The sequence below is a fragment of the Neobacillus fumarioli NBRC 102428 genome, assembly GCF_001591485.1.
In the GTDB taxonomy this organism is placed as follows: domain Bacteria; phylum Bacillota; class Bacilli; order Bacillales; family Cytobacillaceae; genus Neobacillus; species Neobacillus fumarioli.
In genome coordinates this window covers 1-17,916 of record NZ_BCUZ01000050.1, presented here as the reverse complement: position 1 = coordinate 17,916, position 17,916 = coordinate 1, and the positions used below count along the sequence as shown (strand labels likewise).

Annotated in this window: 17 protein-coding genes and 1 other RNA gene; 5 read left to right on the top strand and 13 right to left on the bottom strand. The window is 39.7% G+C overall.

Going from position 1 to position 17,916, the window contains the following annotated elements; all coding sequences use genetic code 11:
* Nucleotide 1: 1 nt before the first annotated feature.
* The 8 genes from BFU02S_RS09370 to BFU02S_RS09335 all read right to left on the bottom strand — a co-directional run bounded on the left by BFU02S_RS09370 (nucleotide 2) and on the right by BFU02S_RS09335 (nucleotide 9,205).
* Nucleotides 2-1,933, bottom strand: coding sequence for an ATP-dependent DNA helicase (locus BFU02S_RS09370; RefSeq protein ID WP_066369587.1), 1,932 nt, complete (start codon nucleotides 1,931-1,933; stop codon nucleotides 2-4).
* 59 nt (nucleotides 1,934-1,992) lie between these two features.
* Nucleotides 1,993-3,150, bottom strand: coding sequence for a THUMP domain-containing class I SAM-dependent RNA methyltransferase (locus BFU02S_RS09365; RefSeq protein ID WP_066369586.1), 1,158 nt, complete (start codon nucleotides 3,148-3,150; stop codon nucleotides 1,993-1,995).
* 139 nt (nucleotides 3,151-3,289) lie between these two features.
* Nucleotides 3,290-3,689, bottom strand: an RNA gene (gene rnpB / locus BFU02S_RS09360) — RNase P RNA component class B.
* Nucleotides 3,690-3,768: 79 nt separating this feature from the next.
* Nucleotides 3,769-4,071 carry a cell division regulator GpsB gene (gene gpsB / locus BFU02S_RS09355; RefSeq protein WP_066369584.1) on the bottom strand — a complete coding sequence of 101 codons (303 nt, stop codon included), beginning with the start codon at nucleotides 4,069-4,071 and terminating at the stop codon, nucleotides 3,769-3,771.
* Between the two features lie 134 nt (nucleotides 4,072-4,205).
* Nucleotides 4,206-4,763: an SLOG family protein gene (locus tag BFU02S_RS09350; RefSeq protein ID WP_305801519.1), complete on the bottom strand. Its 558-nt coding sequence runs from the start codon at nucleotides 4,761-4,763 to the stop codon at nucleotides 4,206-4,208.
* 209 nt (nucleotides 4,764-4,972) lie between these two features.
* Entirely contained in the window at nucleotides 4,973-5,326 is a 354-nt protein-coding gene (locus BFU02S_RS16365; protein WP_084361052.1) for a CotD family spore coat protein, read from the bottom strand.
* A 318-nt stretch (nucleotides 5,327-5,644) separates the two neighbouring features.
* Entirely contained in the window at nucleotides 5,645-6,688 is a 1,044-nt protein-coding gene (locus BFU02S_RS09340) for a ribonuclease H-like domain-containing protein (protein ID WP_235842025.1), read from the bottom strand.
* Nucleotides 6,689-6,913: 225 nt separating this feature from the next.
* Nucleotides 6,914-9,205: a DEAD/DEAH box helicase gene (locus BFU02S_RS09335; protein ID WP_066369577.1), complete on the bottom strand. Its 2,292-nt coding sequence runs from the start codon at nucleotides 9,203-9,205 to the stop codon at nucleotides 6,914-6,916.
* 133 nt (nucleotides 9,206-9,338) lie between these two features.
* Here BFU02S_RS09335 and BFU02S_RS09330 point away from each other — a divergent pair, with 133 nt between their 5' ends.
* A complete protein-coding gene (locus tag BFU02S_RS09330; RefSeq protein WP_066369574.1) occupies nucleotides 9,339-10,037 on the top strand; it encodes a Crp/Fnr family transcriptional regulator in 699 nt (232 codons plus the stop codon).
* A gap of 85 nt (nucleotides 10,038-10,122) precedes the next feature.
* Nucleotides 10,123-10,602 (top strand): Hsp20/alpha crystallin family protein, encoded by a 480-nt coding sequence (locus BFU02S_RS09325; RefSeq protein ID WP_066369572.1) that lies wholly within the window; start codon nucleotides 10,123-10,125, stop codon nucleotides 10,600-10,602.
* A gap of 29 nt (nucleotides 10,603-10,631) precedes the next feature.
* On the opposite strand, the gene BFU02S_RS09320 is transcribed toward BFU02S_RS09325, so the two are convergent.
* Nucleotides 10,632-11,168: a YppG family protein gene (locus tag BFU02S_RS09320; RefSeq protein ID WP_066369571.1), complete on the bottom strand. Its 537-nt coding sequence runs from the start codon at nucleotides 11,166-11,168 to the stop codon at nucleotides 10,632-10,634.
* A 209-nt stretch (nucleotides 11,169-11,377) separates the two neighbouring features.
* Between BFU02S_RS09320 and yppF the strand changes: the two genes are divergently transcribed.
* Nucleotides 11,378-11,599 (top strand): YppF family protein, encoded by a 222-nt coding sequence (gene yppF, locus BFU02S_RS09315; RefSeq protein WP_066369570.1) that lies wholly within the window; start codon nucleotides 11,378-11,380, stop codon nucleotides 11,597-11,599.
* Between the two features lie 222 nt (nucleotides 11,600-11,821).
* Here the strand turns inward: yppF and BFU02S_RS09310 are convergent, their stop codons facing one another.
* A complete protein-coding gene (locus BFU02S_RS09310) occupies nucleotides 11,822-12,046 on the bottom strand; it encodes a hypothetical protein (RefSeq protein WP_066369569.1) in 225 nt (74 codons plus the stop codon).
* 337 nt (nucleotides 12,047-12,383) lie between these two features.
* A complete protein-coding gene (locus BFU02S_RS09305) occupies nucleotides 12,384-13,361 on the bottom strand; it encodes a DUF2515 domain-containing protein (protein ID WP_084361050.1) in 978 nt (325 codons plus the stop codon).
* Between the two features lie 178 nt (nucleotides 13,362-13,539).
* Here BFU02S_RS09305 and recU point away from each other — a divergent pair, with 178 nt between their 5' ends.
* Together recU and BFU02S_RS09295 are read left to right on the top strand one after the other, a co-directional pair.
* On the top strand, nucleotides 13,540-14,145 hold the full coding sequence (gene recU / locus BFU02S_RS09300) for a Holliday junction resolvase RecU (RefSeq protein WP_066369563.1): 606 nt from the start codon (nucleotides 13,540-13,542) through the stop codon (nucleotides 14,143-14,145).
* A gap of 65 nt (nucleotides 14,146-14,210) precedes the next feature.
* On the top strand, nucleotides 14,211-16,871 hold the full coding sequence (locus BFU02S_RS09295) for a transglycosylase domain-containing protein (protein ID WP_066369561.1): 2,661 nt from the start codon (nucleotides 14,211-14,213) through the stop codon (nucleotides 16,869-16,871).
* A 23-nt stretch (nucleotides 16,872-16,894) separates the two neighbouring features.
* Here BFU02S_RS09295 and BFU02S_RS09290 read toward each other — a convergent pair whose 3' ends face one another.
* Together BFU02S_RS09290 and nth are read right to left on the bottom strand one after the other, a co-directional pair.
* Entirely contained in the window at nucleotides 16,895-17,215 is a 321-nt protein-coding gene (locus BFU02S_RS09290) for a YpoC family protein (RefSeq protein WP_066369559.1), read from the bottom strand.
* Nucleotides 17,216-17,869, bottom strand: coding sequence for an endonuclease III (gene nth / locus BFU02S_RS09285; protein WP_066369588.1), 654 nt, complete (start codon nucleotides 17,867-17,869; stop codon nucleotides 17,216-17,218).
* Nucleotides 17,870-17,916: the final 47 nt, after the last annotated feature.

Sequence of the window (17,916 nt, the reverse complement as noted above, 5' to 3'; positions counted from 1 at the left end):
ATTAATGGTCTGTTTCGACTGCTTTGGTCGGTAACACTTCTTTTACTTTCTGGATTACGGACGGATGGACAGTATCGTCCAGAAGAATATGAACCGTCCCTTTATCCTGTTCACTTCGGATTAGCCGCCCTACTCCCTGGCGCAAGCGAAGCAGCATATAAGGCACGTCCACTTGGGAAAACGGATCAGAAACTCCTTCCCGTTTTGCCATAAAGACTGGATCATTCGGCGGAAATGGGAGTGAATAGATTAATACATTTTCAAGTGATCTTCCCGGGATGTCCAACCCTTCCCACAAATGGATGGAACAAAGGACCGCATGTTCCTCCTGTTGAAATTTGGCTACGAGCGTACTTATTTCTTCATCCCCTTCAAAATAAAGCGGGAAATCCAGCTCTTGTTTCAATCGTTGCTTAATTTGCGCCATTTCATGCTGATTATTCAGCAGGATTAATGCCCTTCCTTCTGATTGACGGACTTTTTCGATAAGATAATCCATCTTGTCATCTATCTTTTTATGATCAAAACTAGCAAGATAAATCTTCATTTTTTCATCATAGTCAAATGGAGATGAAACAGAGCAAGCCAAGTAATCGGCAATCCCCAAACTGTCTGCAATATAATCAAACGATTTGTCATTCGATAAAGTAGCAGAGGAAAATACATAAGGTTTTTTCTGGGAAAACACTTCTTCCCGCAATACTTCTTTTACCATTTTCGGCATAATTACCAGCGTTCGTTCACCAGCCTTTTCTTCATACCAGGTAATTCCGTTTATCTCTTGAAGAAAGAGAGACAGTGAATAGGTAATTTGCTCGAGATATTCTTCGACAATCTTTAAATCATACTCATTGATGACAAACATTTCACTTTCAAAAACCAATTCTTCTTCCAATGACTGTAAGATAAAAAGCAACTTACGACAAGATTTAATGACTAGCGGATTTTTCGTAATGATTTGCTTTTCCGAACCAAGCGGTTTTGATGAGAATTGGGAAATTGTATTAAAAAAATGATCATTTTCTTCTAGAGCTGCTTCAATCGTATACAAGGTTTTTTCCCGGACATCATTTTCCATTAACCTTGTCAGCAAATGTTCCAGCGTATAATCCGTAAAACGATAACTCAATGCTTTTTGGGCAGCAAATTCAAGCAAATGCCCTTCATCAAAAACTACGGAAGAATGCTCCGGCAAAAGCGGCAACTGTCCCTCACGCTTTCTGGCATCTTTTGTCCAAATATGTTCCATATAAAAGTCATGTGAACAGATAATTAAATCTGTTGCTTTCCGATAATATTCTCGGTGTAAGGTCAGCCCGCAGCGGTGGCGTTTATCACATGAAAAACAATCCTGAAGCGGGTCCCAGTTTACCTTTTCCCATATCTCATCTGAAAGATGGGGATACTCTTTTCGGTCGCCATACTTTTCGAATGACTGCATAGTCCCGCTTAAATGAACAAATTCAGGCAGTTGATCATAAATGTCTGCTGCCGCGTCCAATAAATCACCCTGATCTACAAGTTCCAGCTTCTTTAAGCATAAATATTGGTCTTGAGATTTTGCCAGACGGACATCAATTTCTAAGCCCAGAACTCTTTCAAGCTTGGCAATATCGCCTTCCTTTTTAACTATTTGTTCGATCAATGTCTCATCAGCACAGGCAATAACGGCTGGACGATTGGTATAACGGGCATACATAATGGCATACAACAGATAACAAATCGTTTTTCCCGTTCCTACTCCCGCTTCGGCAAACATCACTTTTTTCTCTTTAAAGGCCTTTTCCAGCTGGAAGGCCATATAAATTTGTTCATCTCGAAGTTCAAAACCGGCTTCAGGAAATACTTCATAAAATAAATCGCCAATCCATTCCGCTAATTTATCATAGAAAGATTCAGTTTTATCCACAACAAACGGTATACGATTTTGCATTCTTACCTCCTAATAAATCCCTGCCATACACAAAAGAATAGCGTCTCTAATGACGCTAATCATGATTTTTCTGTTTCGTTGTTCTGACGCGGGGGTTTTTTCCCCCAATATTGATAAAGATCTGTCCGGATAAAGCCATTAAAAAGTTTTCGTTTCTTCGTAGCCGGCTTTCCGTAAAATGTCTCAAACTCTTCATTCGAAGTCAAAATATAAATCGACCATGTATCAAGCTTACTGAATGCATGTCCCATCTCTCGATACATGTTCTCCACTGCTTCTTTCTCCCCCAATCTTTCACCGTACGGAGGGTTTCCTACAATAACTCCATAGTCTTTCTTTACGGAAATATCTTTCACTTGCATTTGCTTAAATTGAATAATGTCCGCAAAACCTGCCTCAAAGGAATTTTCTTGGGCGATTTTCACCATCCGATGGTCAATGTCGGAGCCGATAATATCGAGCGACTGTTCGTATCTAGCCAAATCTTCTGCTTCATTCCTTGCCTCTTCCCAAACCTTATCCGGAATGAAGTTCCATCTCTCCGAGACAAATTCCCTGTTAAAGCCGGGGGCAATATTTTGGCCGATTAGAGCAGCTTCAATCGGAATGGTACCGGAACCGCAAAACGGGTCAATAAACGGCCGCTCCGGTTGCCAATTGGTGAGCATGACCAAAGCAGCAGCCAGCGTTTCTTTCAATGGTGCCGCTCCCTGTGCGGCGCGATAGCCGCGTTTATGAAGGCCGGTTCCGCTTGTATCCAAAGTAATTGTAGCAATATCCTTCAACAGAGAAACTTCAATGCGATACAAGGCACCACTTTCTTCGAACCAGCTTTCACGTTTATAATGCTTTTTCATGCGCTCGACAATGGCCTTTTTAACAATGGCCTGACAATCAGAAACACTGAACAGCTTTGATTTGACCGATTTCCCAATGACTGGAAACTCCGCATCCTCCGGTAAAAATTGTTCCCATGGAAGAGCCTTTGTCTTCTCAAATAATTCATCAAACGTAAGTGCTTTAAATTCACCAATTTTAAGTTTAACCCGATCAGCGGTACGAAGCCATAAGTTGCTTCGTGCGATGGCATACTCGTCTCCTTTGAAAGTAATCTTTCCATTGTCTACTTGACAATCATAGCCAAGTGCCCGGACTTCCTTCGCCACTAATGCTTCGAGCCCCATAGCAGCCGTTGCGATTAATTCATATGTACCCATTTTTTCACCCTTATTTATCTCCATTTTATGTAATGGGAAGTTCCTTTCCATTATGAGCAAATCAATAAGATCTTAAAACTATAAAAAGCCCTCCCGGTGGAGAGCTTTCAAATGATCATTTTTCCATGCATTAATAACGCTCTGTAAGCCATGTTCTGTACCTGAGTACTGCAAACGGCTTGGTCTGCCTCGTACCCTGGCGGTAATCATCTATCTACAGATTCTAAATGAATCTGTCCTTCTCCTTGTTCATTTCCTCAGAGAAAGTGCCCCTACCATAATTTGGGTTTCTCGCTCGTGGGGTTTACCCGTTCCACCCTTTCCATTTCTAGAAAGACTACGTCGCTGTGGCACTTTTACAGGTATTCATACCATATCCAATGGACTTAGGTATTTTCCCAGCCGTCAACTGGCTATATAACCAGCTGCCCTAGCTTATGAATTCGCTAGGCACGAACACTACGAGCATCTCAGCTCGTGCGAGCATGGACTTTCCTCTGCAATCTGCTTAAAGCTTCTTGCAGCGATTACCCGAACGTTATTAATGAATACATTACTTATTATATGTAATCATATCTCTTTATTCAATGGTTAATAATTGGAAATAACGCTGTGCTGTTATTCATATAGCTTACTGCCAAACACATGCTTTTCCAGATTGGATAAACGCTTTAAAATATCAAAATTCGTCGTTCCAGCTGGCTGCGCAACCGGCTGCCTTTTCGATACTTCTTCAAGTTGTTTGCGTAAGCGAAGGTTTTCCTGCTGGAGGTCTTCAATTTCTTGATGAAAAGTTCCGTAATCTTTAATGATTAAATCTAAAAATTTATCAACTTCTTCTTGTTTATAACCGCGTACTGCGGTCTTAAACTCCTTCTCCAAAATATCCTTAGCTGTTAATTTAACCTTATCTGACAGCATTCAAATCACCTCTAGCCAATCATTACCTAATATTCTTTCAAAAATATTTGTTTTTGTCAATTTTCTTATCTAAATCCAAAAGCGTTTCCGAAACCATTATATGGATCATTATAAAAAGAATTCTTAAAAAACGCTTAAAAAAGGGATTGTTTTTCTTGTTCTTCTTCAACGACCACTTGCAAATCATAAAAGGTAAGGCAAAACAATTGATAATCATGATTCTTCTGATACTGTAGCGCCATGTCATATAAATACTTAGGACTTCCTTCCTTTTCCTGGTCATAAAGAAGCAAGAGACCATCACTTTTTTCGATAAAAAACTGATTTTTCAAGCGGAATTGCCATGGCTTTTCATAGCCTTTTTTCGTAACAGAATCAACAAAATCGGCCTGTGCTAAAATGGATGCATACCACTCCTTGTTGTATTCATTCCAGGAAACCTCTTGATCCAAAAAAGGAGTAATGACCGCGAGTTTTAATTCAGGAAATTCAAGTTGAAGATCAAACACTACTTCAGCCGCCCATAATTCAACCCCTAATTGACCGCTGATCAATACCCATTCCAGTCCTTCCTCGGCTAACGGAACCAGCGCTTTTTTAAGAGCCGCTTTAATATAGTAAGCAGAAGGATGATCTTTTTTAAAAATCCCTAACTCAAATGATTTATATCCTGATATTGCCAATACTTTCACTATACTCGACACCTTAAAAAAATTAAAAAATAGGACAAACATTTTACAAACTTAAGCATAACATATAGTAAAGAAATTTAGAAAACTCGCCGACCGGCGAGCCCGGTACGCGGTTCATGAGGCGTAGTTGCACTGATGCCTGATAAGAAAATTATACTTTCTGCAAATAAAAAACAAGGGCTAAGAAGCCCTTGTACTTGCCGCTCATTTTAAGGTCTTGATCCCATATATGGGCCTGGTACAAATCCCGGACCACCAGCTCCATAGCCTGGCATATTAGGCATTACATTCGGCATAGCATTAGGCAATGCATTCGGCATTGGGGCTGTAACCGGCATTAGGCCAGGTGCGCATGGATTGCAGCAGTTAATTTGCTGATTGCAGACTTCTTCACAACAGGAAGAGGTTTGCGGACAATAATGTTTATGTTGATATACATGATGGTTGATGGTTGTTGTATGAATTGGATGAATATGCGGCACTACAGTAGTAGAAAAAGTATGATTCACATAATTGGTTGTTGGGTGAATGACCGGAGGTGTAACATTAGCTCCAAGAAACATTCAAAGCTCTCCTTTCCATATAAGTTAATTTATTTACATTAACAGCCTATGAAAAAAGGAGTACTCTTGTACTAATGAAAATACCTATTTTTAAAAGAAATACGCAAAATTTCCCGGTCAGTCGCTTACAAAAAAGAAGAAAAACTATCTTTCATTCCGGTAAAGATTACCGCTGTTAATCCGACAACAACAAAAAATAAAAACATAATTGCTTTATACATATGATCAGCTCCATGAATATTGCATTTTTTTCTTCACACAATTGTAAATTGTACCTTCTTACTCTTTGATTCTCAATAAGGAAATACTGGTTAAATGTTAAATTTTTGTTACAATTATAGACCCATGATTATCTAGGGACTTCCTATATTTTTGCATTAGCCGTTCTTTCCTGAATTGCAGCGGTTTCTGCCATTCATCCTGCTTATCAGATTGAGCAAGCAGCCTGATCGCTTTATCACAATATGCAAGTGCCTGTGTTATATCTTTTATTCGGTGCTCAAATATTTTCGCTAGTTCTACACATGCTTCAAGCATCATTTTCAGATCGCCAGAATCGGCTACCTCTTGAAACATGTTCTTTGCTTTATCCCATTCTTTAGCTTTTTTATACTGAAAGGCAAGCTCCCGTTTTGCCTGAAAGGACGTTAAATCCCCACCATCCATCAGTTTCGTTAATACTTTTTCTGCTTGCTCCTGTTCCCCAATGGCGGCAAACCAGCGGCCGACCTCATAGGACTCTATCCTAGTCTGATTGTGGTCGATCCCATGTAATTGAAAGGTTATGTGTATATAAAGCGTAATAAGCGACAAAACGTCGATTTCATTATGTTTTAAAATTCCCAGCATGCCATCCGGCTGTTTGGTTTCGATAAAGTCAAAATAAATCATAGGCGCCAAGTATCCTGGAATATCATCTTTCCTTTTAATCCCTAACACTTCTGCTTCCACCACCGAAAGTTTTAAACTACCCAGTTTATGCTTCCACAGCCTTCTTGCAGCATGAAACAAGTCAAAGTGGCCGAATTCCGGCAATTTCGGGACATGTTCTCGAACTAGGGTATGCCTTGTTTTCACTTGCGGCCAGTCAAATGCTTTTCCATTATAAGTAATGAGCGTATTATAATTCACGTACCGTAAAAAGCTGTCATATAGAGGAACTTCAGCTCCTGGATGCGGCAGGATATGCTGTCTTACAATAATTTCGCCGTCTGAGATACTTGCATAACCGAGCAAAAAAATGGTGTTTCCGGCACCAGTGCCAAGTCCCGTCGTTTCAGTATCAAAAAAGAACAAATCTTCCGCACTGAACCCCTCAGCTGATAAAGGATGGCTGATTCCCCGACTGTTCCAAATGCTCACCGCCGTTATCAAGTCTCCGAAACAATAATGTCCATGCTGCTTGGTTAAAGGATATTTAACCTCTCTAATCAAACAATAATCTTGATCAAGAAAATAGGGAGTAATATTCTCTTGCCCACTGTTCGCGAAAAGGCACTAGTATTGTCTGTTCCACAGGAGGATGAATTGATTTTTCCGATTGACCGTCTGCTCTTAGATACGGTTTTAAACGATTTAATTTGCTTCTTAATGACATTGGTGACCTTCCTTGCCCATAAAGGCTTCAAGCATTTGAACAGCATCTTGTTTTGCAGTCTTGCCTGCCGCTTCCGTTCCAATACAAGAAGGACAGCCGGATTGGCACTCACAGCGGACAATCATATTTCTTGTTTCTGTAATCACTTCAGCCATCCCGCTGTAAATTTTCTCACTTAAGCCAATACCGCCGGGATAGCGGTCATAGAAGAAGATAGTAGGCTTTTCATTATGATCGGCTTTCACTTGCGGGATGACGTGGAGATCCTGCGGGTCAGACATGACAAATAGGGGAGCAATAGATTGAAGGGCATGTGCTGCCCCGATCAGCCCTTGTTCCGTTCTTTCCCTGCCTAGTTCTAAAGATTCACCAAGTGAAACCCATGCTGCACTTGTGTGCAGTTCTTCTTCCGGCAAATGAATGGGACCCGAACCAATATTTTCGTGTGTCTCAAACTTGATTTTTTTAAAAATAGTGGCCATCGCTCCGACACTTACATCCCCGAATCCAATTTCAGCAGCATCCAGTCTCTTCAATCTATCAATCTCTAATACTTTCAATTGCACAGCCAAATTGGCGTCCGTAAAATAATCAACAAACACTTCGCGGACAAACGCCTTTTTCTCCTCCCAATCCAGCTTTTCAACTTGAAATTGGCTACCTTGATGCAAATAGATAGCTTCTTCATGTAGCAGCGTCATGGCCGAAAAACGGTCCATTTCGCCAATTACTTTAACATCTGCCACATCCGTTTGATCAATGATCACGACATTTTCTTGTGAGGCCGATCGCAGGCTGATATTATGTGCTGGAAATGAATCATTCATCCAATACCATTTATCTCCGTTACGATAAAGAACCCGTTCTTCAGTTAAATATTCCAATAATTCTTCTAAGGCCTCCCCTATGGTGCCAAATGTCTCTCCTGCCTTGAATGGCAATTCATATGCTGCACATTTTAAATGATCAATTAAAATAATTAAGTTATCCGGATTAATCCGGGCTGTTTCCGGGCATTTATTGAAAAAATAATCAGGGTTTTGAATGATATATTGATCAAGCGGACTGGAGCTCGCGACCATAATGACTAATGCTTCTCCGTGTCTTCTTCCCGCTCTTCCGGCCTGCTGCCATGCACTTGCGATCGAGCCTGGATAGCCCGTCATAATTGAAACTTGAAGAGACCCGATATCGACACCCAATTCTAGAGCATTGGTGCTGACAACCCCATAAATTTCTCCTGACCTCAAGCCTTTTTCTATTTTCCTTCGTTCTGTCGGCAAATAGCCCCCGCGGTAGCCCATGATCGATTTAGGCCCCAGCTCGTTCTTTACCAATTCTTGCAGATAGGTAAGAATGATTTCGACTCTTACCCTGCTCCTTGCAAAAACAATTGTTTGAATTTTATTCTTCAACAATTCCCCGGCAAGTTTTCGAACCTCAAGAGTAGCACTCTTTCGAATATTTAACGGTTTATTGACGATCGGTGGATTATAAAAGACAAAATGTTTTGTACCACTCGGCGCTCCGTTATAATCAATTAACTGCATCAGTTCTTCTGTTAACATTTCTGCCAGTTCCAATGGATTTGCAATGGTTGCTGATGTACAAATAAAAACAGGTTTACTGCCGTAGTAGCGGCAAATCCGTTTCAGTCTGCGGATCACATTGGCAACATGACTCCCAAAGACACCTCGGTATATATGCAGTTCATCAATCACCACAAATTTGAGATTTTCAAAAAAGGAAACCCACTTCGTATGATGCGGCAAAATAGCTGAATGAAGCATATCCGGATTCGTCATGACCACATGTCCCGCTTTTCTAACCCGCTGGCGCACGTTAGCAGGTGTATCCCCGTCAAACGTATAACTGTTAATTTCAACCCCTGCCGCTTGTATAATTTCATTTATTTCACTCTTTTGGTCCTGAGCCAGTGCCTTTGTAGGAAACATATAAAGAGCACGGGCATTTTCATGGGTCAGAATCGTCTGTAATACCGGCAAGTTGTAGCATAATGTTTTTCCGGAAGCAGTTGGTGTGACCGCTACAACACTTTCCCCCGCCTTAATTTTCTCGTAAGCAGTTTTTTGATGGGTATACAATGTATTAATTCCTTTTTGCTGTAGGGCCTCTATTAATTTTGAATGTAAGTCTTCCGGGAAAGGTACCGTTTGTGCTTTTCTTCCCGGAATGGTATGCCATGAAACAATGTTTTTGTTAAATTCTTCATTTAATTGAAATTCTGCAAGGATCTCCTGCAAGTTTTTCTTCCGTTTCACCGTTCTCACCTCATCTTTTCTATTTTAACGAATAAACGTTCGACATAAAAGATCTATTTAGAAAATTACTTTCCGTAGACTCAAATATTTTTGTTATAATAAAAAGGATTGATATGAAATTGAAGGTGATGACGTGAAGATAAATGAAATAAAAAAGGTGCTGTCAGGGTTCTCACTGTTTCATGAGTTAAATGATTTGGAAATAACAAAAATTGCTAGTATTTCAATTGTCCGAACATGGAAAAAACATAGTCATATATTCCTCCAAGGCGATCCTTTGGAACATGTTTATTTTATTTATGAAGGGAAAATTAAAATCTACAAAAGTGATGTAAATGGCAAAGAACAAATCGTCACCATTATGAAAAAGGGGGAAATGTTTCCCCATATCGGCTTTTTCAGAAAAGGTGATTATCCGGCTAATGCAGAAGTATTGGAACCCGCTATAATAATTGCTGTTCCGGTTTCACAATTTGAAAACATTTTAATTGAAACCCCCGAACTTTGCATCAAAGTATTTCGGATTCTAGGCGAAAGAATTATTGACCTGCAAAATCGATTAGAAGAGCAAATTTTAAATAATACATATGAACAAATTGTTAAATTACTGATACGTCTTGCTAAAAATTACGGATCAGCTCAAGAGGATGGGACCATTCGTTTAAAATATGAATTTACAAACACAGATTTAGCAAATATGATCGGGACTACACGAGAAACCATTTCACGGACGCTGACCAAAATGAAAAAGGAACAATTAATAGAAGCTGACGAGGAAGGGAATATGATTCTGTCTTTACAAACACTTATGAAAGAGATTCATCTGTTCTAGCACATTACCAGGCCCGCGAGCTTCACTTGCCCGCTCTCTCTTGCATATAATATGGTGTGAATTTTATGAAAGTGAGGGTATGGAAATGTCATCTAATCTTCCGAATGATAAGCATCATTCTAAGCCTAAGTTTCCAGATCATTTTGGCGACTTCATGAAATCTATGAATGATTTTTTCTCAGAAAAACCGATTCGCGGATTCCTTCAATCGATTGATGATTTTTTTAAAGCTCCGTTTCCATTTGATGGAGGCTTCCAGGTTAAAACGGACGAAACAGACACTGAATATATCGTGACGGCAGAACTACCGGGAGTAAAACGGGAACAAATTCATTTAAATATGACTGGCCAATACTTAACCATTTCTGTAGAAAATAATGAACTGGAAACAGCAGAAGATGACAATAACCAAATATACCGCCGTAAAGTATTCCGGCAGCAATCCTCAAGAACAGTCGCACTTCCCGCTGCGGTCAACGACAGAAAAATTAAAGCCTCATACCGGGATGGACTATTACAAATCCGAATTCCGCGTGAAAAAGGAAGAATTATTGAAATAGATTAAGTGAAAAAGACGGCTAGTGTGCCGTCTTTTTATTGTGGTTTAAATAGTCCTCCAAACCCCTTCACAAGAGAGGAAACTTGGTTTACTGCATTCATCATTTGGCCCGCTGTATTGATCATCTTGTTAAAATCAATCGTTCCATCCTGCGACTTAAACGAATTCATTAATGATTGCATGCCGTTAGGCTGTTTTGCTAGCAATTTATTTTTCGGATATGGATTCATCACTGAGAATCCTTGGACCGGCGGATATGGTTTCGGCACCATTTCTTCAGAGGGCTGGAGCGGATTATGAAACAAAAATTGCGCATCCTTTTGCGAAGATGGCTGATGGGATACTGTTTGCGGGATAAAACCATGTTGAAAGCTTTGGGCAAACGGCATATAATGTTCCGGATACGGGTTTTGTGGATAGACAGAATAATGTTGCGGCACGGGAAAGCCAATAGGGTGCTGCCTGTGAAGAATCTGCTGATTCCACTTTTTGCTTAACGGATCCTGGTGCATCATTTGCCACATGAATCCTGTATTCACATTATGAAATGGTGAACTCATTGTACCATGCATAGGCAAACATCTCCTCCGCTTTTATCACTATTACACATTATGAAGGTTTGAAATAAATGGTGATTACGTCCTACCCAATGCATTGTCAAAATGAGAGGAATTTTGTCTGAAGTTTAAATATTTTAAAAACTAATAATCCCCCTTTTTCGTGATAGGATTAGGAAAAGCATATTATTTGCTTTTATAAAACGATGAAGGAGGACTATGTTATGGATCTTCGCGAATTGAAAAAAAGATTTATTCAAAGTCGGGATTATATGACTGAAGATGTAAATGCACTACTGGATTTTGTCAGAAAAGCATATATACACAACGAGATATGCATAAAAGAATACCGTCTTCTGATCCGTGAACTTGAACAACACGGAGCAGTATTTCCGGAAATCCTTCAAGAAAACTCCCTCATCGAACAACAATGTAAATCAATTTGAAAAGAGATGCAGATGCGTCTCTTTTTGATTTCGAAAATTGTCCAGCTTCACAAGGAAAGCTGCGGCAGCATAAGCATCGCGCGTCTAAAAGTTATAGCTTTTAAGCGGAAGCGCTAGCGGCTAGAGGTCACCAGCCGCTAGGTGGAAGCATTAAGCTTTTCCTTCCGCCGAAAAACCAAGCCATAAATTTAACAAATCCGAACTATAAAGACATTTGATGAGCTAAGCCGTCTTTCCGTTGCCCAAAGAAATCCTTTGATCAAATTTATGCTCGATAATGGATAATTGCTCTTCCGTTTCAAATATTTTATATCGCTCTTCTTTGTATAATTGAATGCGGAGGTCTGAGAAAGTGGTTTCAAGTACCGGTCCCAATTCTTCCAATTGATCAACAATTCCTGTCAGTGCCGCCAGAAGCATTTCCTTTTCAGGTGATGATTGGTTCATAAAATTACACCCTCCTCAACATTGTTAGTAACTAATTCTCCTTCTATTGGAAGCCTCCTTCCTTCAAGACAAAACTAGAAGCGATTCGGCAAAGAAAGTGTTAAACCGTCACTCTCTCACTTTCTTTCGACATCGTAATAAATTGTATGAAAAAATGAAAACAACACAACCTATGGATTGGAGGTGTTGGTGATGGCAAAAAACAATCAGCAATCTAAAAAACAAACAGTCCAAACAACAGCAGAAAAAAGAACCGGCTATGGTAATAAAAAACTTGAAGGTCCCAACCGACCGGCAGAGTAAGAAAAAAAGCAAGGAGTTTCCTTGCTTTTTCTTTTTACTCCCATTTATTTAAATTCAGCGTTTTTTTCAATGCCAGTAATAATTCCAACTGATTAGATTTGGCAAAATACCAATCGGTAAGATGGATCGAATGATGATGACAGGAAGGAAAATGTAGCCAGGAGGGAACTATCATCCTCTTCTGACTCCAATCTTCATATTTATGCTGGTGATGCTGAATAATGGGAAAGCTCATTCTTAGAATTGGGGTTCTACGTTGGCTCTTTACCTTGAAATATTGTTCATAATCAAATCTTGAGCCTGTATGCGGCGTTCGTATTGCAAATTCAAAAAAATGTGGAAATAACCGAGGGCGAAATAGAATATCGGCCAAACGTTTCCCTAATTGAATTCGTTTGGAAAGAGAAGCAAATCCATTTACACTTGCCCCATAAACTTCTCCTCCGCATGTTGGGAACAATACACAGCTAAAATGAAGCCAGTCTTGAAAAGAAAAAATCACATTGCGAAACACCTTACTCTTATAAACAGGATGGCTTATAACAGGAGTTTGAATCACATTTTGCTCATTAATAATCAGTGCCCATGTGAGCCGCTTCCTGTCTCCATTCCTCCAATATCGCTCCCATTCCCGCTGCATAAAGGAAGAAACATGGAAATACGGCAGTAAATGAAACATGGAAGTATTGTTTATTTTCGAAAGATGATAGAGCAATAATTGGGGAAAAGCATCATGGAAAATAAGCCAATTGGCCCTTTCATATGTTAAAAAGAGCTGTTTTCTAAGCTCAGGTGCTAGAAGCTGTGAAAATATTTCCCCCTCCAAATCGCACATATTCCAGCCTCCATTTCTGGAAACCATATGCGCCAGAAAAGCCCATAATAGATCAGGCTGCTTCTTAAAATACGCTAAGTAAGCATTTGTTCTGGAAATATTATCAATGTTTTTTCTTGCTGTTTCTGTTTTTATTTGACGAATAACCGTTTGTTCCAGTATTGTAAGATGATTCATAGTCATCTTCCCTTGACGTGTTTTCATAGTTTAAAAGTATAAAACGTTAATTAATGAAATATGAATTGGTCCGGATGCTATAGTACAATATCTATAAAATGTCCATTATCTTTAGTATTTATTCATCCTATTTTAACAAAGATTTGGTATGATAAGGTGTGGCTAAGGGGTGCTTATCATGACAATTCGCTATCCAAACGGAAAAAAGTTCAACCAAACAGGAAATGAAATGACCATATTACAAAAAAAACAGGAAAACGGCTCATACGCCAATAGGGGAAGGACACTTGAAGAGGACTTAAATGCAACGAATCTTTACTACCGCGAAAGAAAAATTGCTGTAGTCCATAAAAAACCAACACCTATTCAAATTGTCCAGGTTGACTATCCGAAACGCAGTGCGGCTGTTATAAAAGAAGCTTATTTCAAAATTGCTTCTACAACGGATTATAATGGTGTGTATAAAGGAAAATATATTGATTTTGAGGCAAAGGAGACGCAAAATACATCCTCCTTTCCTTTAAAAAATTTCCATCAGCATCAGATTACACATATGGAAGAAGTGATGAATCAAGGAGGTATTTGCTTTGTGATTCTTCGCTTTACCAGAAATAATGAGGTATACTTTTTAGAAGCTAAACACCTATTATCCTTCTGGGAACGAATGCTAGGTGGCGGCAGAAAATCAATCACAAAAAAAGAAATTGAACAAACCGGTCATCTCATCCCGCTTGGATTTCAGCCAAGAATTGATTATATTAAAATATTAGATACACTGTATTAAAACGCAAGCAAAAGAATCACTCTAATTTGTCAATTTAGGAAGATTAGAAAGGAAGGAATTATAGAATGGCAGATCAATATCAATCAAGAGAGGAGCGGCGAAAGCAGCAATCTGGCGGACAACAAAAGGCCAAGAAAAAAGGCCGCGGGATGTGGAAGAAAATTTTTCTTACCCTTGTAGCGTTTGGAATCGTCGTGATTCTTGGCGGAGCCGGTGCTTTCGCTTATATGATTAAGGATGCTCCGAAGCTTGATCCTAAATTATTAAAAGATCCAATCCCTTCAAAGATTTTAGATAAGAACGGGGATCTTGTGACTGAAGTTGGACCCGTTAATCGGGAATATGTCAATTATAAAGATATACCTAAAGTCCTTGAAGATGCCGTTTTGGCGACGGAAGATTATCGATTCTATCAGCACCATGGAATTGATCCAATTCGCCTGGGCGGGGCAATATTAGCGAATTTTCAGCATGGCTTTGGGGCTGAAGGCGGAAGTACCATTACGCAGCAAGTCGTAAAAAATGCCTTTCTCACCCAGCAAAAAACATTAAAGCGTAAAATTCAGGAAGCATGGCTGGCTTATCAATTAGAGCAAAAATATACGAAACACCAAATTTTCGAAATGTATGTTAATAAAGTATACGTTTCGGAAAATAGTTATGGACTTGCTACGGCAGCCAAAATCTATTATGGAAAACCATTAAATAAATTAACGCTGGCAGAGGCGGCCCAATTGGCCGGAATGCCGCAAAGTCCAAATAATTATAATCCATTTACACATCCGGATTTGGCCGAAAAAAGGCGGAATATCGTCTTATCCTTGATGAATGAGCATGGATTTATAACGAAGAAGCAAATGGAAGATGCTGAAAAAATTCACGTAAAAGACGATGTCTTAAAAGAAAGTCAGCGGAAAGTGGACGAAAAGCCGTATGATTCCTATGTGGATGAAGTAATTGATGAAGTCAAAGCAAAAACTGATTTCGATATTAACACGGATGGGTTAACCATCTATACAACATTAGATCCTAATGCACAGAAATATGTTTATAAACTTCTTAATACAAACGATATTATTCAGTACCCCGATCAAAAATTCCAGGCAGGGGTTACACTTCTTGATACAAAAACTGGAGAAATCCGCGCGATTGGCGGTGGCAGAAATCAGCAAGTTAAATATGGCTTTAACTATGCCATCGATGGGTACAGACAGCCAGGGTCCACCATTAAACCAATACTGGATTACGGCCCTGCAATTGAATATTTAAACTGGGGAACATACCATATGATTGATGATAAACCGGTTACGTACTCCTCAGGTCAAAAATTTGGCAACTGGGACCAACAATACATGGGCCCAATGACCATTCGTACGGCACTGCAGTTATCTCGGAATTCACCTGCAGTTCAGACACTGCAGCAAGTTGGACTTGATAAAGCAAAACAATTTGCCAATAATCTCGGCATTCCATTAAAAGATATATATGAATCCTATGCGATAGGCGGCCTTAGTAAAGGGGTTTCGACATTGGAAATGGCCGGTGCTTACAGCGCATTTGGCAATAACGGAATCTACATTGCTCCACATGCTGTCACAAAAGTCAAGCTGCGTGATGGTACAGTGATTGATTTAACACCGCATCCAAAGGTTGTCATGAAGGATTCTACAGCATTTATGATTACCGATATGTTAAAAAGCGTCCTTGAACCGCCTGGTACAGGAGTAACTGCAAGCGTCCCTGGTTTGCCGATTGCAGGTAAAACAGGTACAACGAATTATTCAGCCAAAGATATGAAAAAATTTGGCATTGAAAGCAGCAAGGATGTCCCGGATTCCTGGTTTACCGGTTATACAACTAGATTTACTGCATCTGTTTGGACAGGTTACCCGGACATGTCAACACCAATCAAAGCAGGAAGTAACCAGCGAATTGCACAGCTTATTTTTAAAAATCTAATGGCCCATGTTTCTGAAGGTGCTGATACACCGGATTTTAAAATGCCTAACAGTGTTGAGCAAGTAAGAATTGAAAAAGGCACAATGCCTCCTGCCCTTGCAAGTGATAATACACCAGACAGTGATGTGCTGATAGAATATGCTGTGAAAGGATATGCCCCGACAACGGTTTCTGATAAATACAGTAAATTAGATGCGCCGGCAAATCTGACAGCTAAATATGATGATGTAGCCAAACAAATTGTCCTATCGTGGGATTATAAAGATTCAAATGCCCAATTTGATATTGCCATAACAAATGGAGGCGGAACAAAACATGTTACGCAAACGGGTAAAAGTTTAACAATTCCGGCAAATGCTGGTGATAAGTTTACTTTCACGGTAACGGCTATAAGCGGTGATAAAAAGAGCGATTCCGCTTCTACTTCTATTGAAGTTCCAAAGGCACAGCAAAATACGAATCAAACCAGCGGAAATCAAAATAATACTGGAAACCCGAATAATAACAATCAAAACAACAACAATAATGAAAATAATAATTCCAGTCAAAATCCAAATAGTGGAACAGGAAATGGAAATGGTACAGGATCAGGGAATGGAAATGGAAACGGTACTGGTAATGAAACAGGGAATGGAAATGGTACAGGTACCGGTTCTGATTCTTCCGGCAACAAAGGCCCCGGAGAGAATCATGGCGGCACTCAGCCCCCAGCTACTCCGCCTGAAAATCCATCACCAGGTAAGGGAACAGGTCCGAAAGGACATTAAAAAAACAAGTCTAGGCATGATGCCTAGACTTGTTTTTTTACATTATTTTTGACATAAAGTTTCTCAAGCTCTTTCATTAGCTCCGAAAGCTGTCGGAACGAGTGATATAAATTGGGTCTGTTCATAATAAATTCGAATCTCTCGGCAAGATTAACCGGTTTATAAACCAATTGGTCAAAAGGAGGTAATTCAGTTTTATCATTTGTCAATGCTAATAATTGCTTGAACAATTCAATTCCCTTGTCCATATATGTTTTTACATTTGTTAGATCACGCCTGCGAAAAACATCTTCTAGCTGATCTTTTACTGTTTTCCATTCTTCCAATATGCTTGCAGCATCCATTTATATGCCCGTTCCTTTCATCCTTTTCTTCCCTTCACGGCACAGATCCAGTAACGGACAACTTGAACATTGCGGGTTTTGTGCTTTGCAATGATATCGGCCGAAGAATATCAAGCGATGATGAGTAACAGACCATTCATCCTTTGGTACCTTTCTCATTAACGTCTTTTCGACTTCTAAAACTGAATCCTTCCAGCGGCAAAAGCCTAAACGCTTGCTGACTCTTTCAACATGAGTATCTACCGCAATCGCCGGTATATTAAATGCTACGGAAACAACCACATTGGCCGTTTTCCGGCCGACACCTGGAAGCTTTGTCAGTTCATCTCGGTCCTTGGGAATTTCGCCATCGTAGTCTTCAATAAGCATCCGGCAAAGGTTTTGAATATTTTTGGCCTTATTTCGATACAATCCAATGGAACGGATATCATTTTGCAATTCTTCCAATGGTACATTCAAATAATCTTCAGGTGTTTTATACTTTTGAAATAAACTCTTTGTTACTTTATTAACCAATGCATCCGTACATTGAGCTGAAAGAGATACCGCGATAATCAGCTCAAATGGATTTGAGTGATGCAATTCACAATGGGCATCAGGGAACATCTCACCTATTTTGTCTAAACAATAACGAATTTGTGCATTATTCAGCAAAACAACCGCCTCCATATAATAAAAGCGCAAGCGCCTTGGTCAGCTTG

Excerpts from the sequence above, each read along its gene's own strand:
- BFU02S_RS09370 (WP_066369587.1), bottom strand. The coding sequence starts at position 1,933 with ATGCAAAATCGTATACCGTTTGTTGTGGATAAAACTGAATCTTTCTAT.
- BFU02S_RS09365 (WP_066369586.1), bottom strand. The coding sequence starts at position 3,150 with ATGGGTACATATGAATTAATCGCAACGGCTGCTATGGGGCTCGAAGCA.
- gpsB (WP_066369584.1), bottom strand. The coding sequence starts at position 4,071 with ATGCTGTCAGATAAGGTTAAATTAACAGCTAAGGATATTTTGGAGAAG.
- BFU02S_RS16365 (WP_084361052.1), bottom strand. The coding sequence starts at position 5,326 with ATGTTTCTTGGAGCTAATGTTACACCTCCGGTCATTCACCCAACAACC.
- BFU02S_RS09325 (WP_066369572.1), top strand. The coding sequence starts at position 10,123 with ATGTCATCTAATCTTCCGAATGATAAGCATCATTCTAAGCCTAAGTTT.
- BFU02S_RS09320 (WP_066369571.1), bottom strand. The coding sequence starts at position 11,168 with ATGCATGGTACAATGAGTTCACCATTTCATAATGTGAATACAGGATTC.
- yppF (WP_066369570.1), top strand. The coding sequence starts at position 11,378 with ATGGATCTTCGCGAATTGAAAAAAAGATTTATTCAAAGTCGGGATTAT.
- BFU02S_RS09310 (WP_066369569.1), bottom strand. The coding sequence starts at position 12,046 with ATGAACCAATCATCACCTGAAAAGGAAATGCTTCTGGCGGCACTGACA.
- BFU02S_RS09305 (WP_084361050.1), bottom strand. The coding sequence starts at position 13,361 with ATGAATCATCTTACAATACTGGAACAAACGGTTATTCGTCAAATAAAA.
- recU (WP_066369563.1), top strand. The coding sequence starts at position 13,540 with ATGACAATTCGCTATCCAAACGGAAAAAAGTTCAACCAAACAGGAAAT.
- BFU02S_RS09295 (WP_066369561.1), top strand. The coding sequence starts at position 14,211 with ATGGCAGATCAATATCAATCAAGAGAGGAGCGGCGAAAGCAGCAATCT.
- BFU02S_RS09290 (WP_066369559.1), bottom strand. The coding sequence starts at position 17,215 with ATGGATGCTGCAAGCATATTGGAAGAATGGAAAACAGTAAAAGATCAG.